1 protein-coding gene is annotated in these 509 nt (G+C 62.5%); it reads right to left on the bottom strand.

Annotation, left to right across the window (positions count from 1 at the left end; translation table 11 throughout):
- The coding region (locus B1729_RS20345; RefSeq protein WP_163634625.1) for a cation transporter at positions 1–158 on the bottom strand (158 nt) is incomplete at its 3' end.
- Between the last annotated feature and the right edge of the window lie 351 nt (positions 159–509).

Genomic DNA, 509 nt, shown 5'->3' with positions numbered 1-509 from the left:
TCGTCGCCGACCTCGGCGGAGGAGACGATCTTCAGCGTGCCGGCGGTCGCACTCACCTGGACGTCCTCGACACCCGCGAGCTTGGACACCTCGCCGCGCACGGAAGCCTCGCAATGCCCGCAGCTCATCCCCGTCACCTTGTACTCGGCCTCAGCCATGTCTTCTCCTTGTGTCATAGGTGCTGTGATACCCCTGAGGGGTACCAGGCTTCAGTGTATACCCACGAGGGGTATGGCGGCTCTGGGCGAGCGGTTTCCCGTTGTCGCTCGCACGCGCGAGCCCGCACGACGACCTATCCACAGGCATGGCTGGTCGAGAGGCCCAGGATTTGCCCGCCGACCACGGTTTTCAAGCTGTTACAGATCGTTAACGAAAGGCAACATTGCGGAGGCCTGACGGCGATTAGGTTTAGTGGCACTGGGTCGGCGCCCGAGCCGTTCCCGTGTTAATCACACAGCAAGGAGCAACATGAGCGTCTTCACCCGCTCGCGCAAGTCCACCATCCTCGG

Origin of the sequence: Microbacterium sp. B35-04 (genome assembly GCF_010634885.1) — a bacterium.
GTDB lineage: Bacteria > Actinomycetota > Actinomycetes > Actinomycetales > Microbacteriaceae > Microbacterium.
The sequence above is the reverse complement of the archived record's forward strand: the minus strand, read 5'-3'. Positions and strand labels throughout refer to the sequence as shown.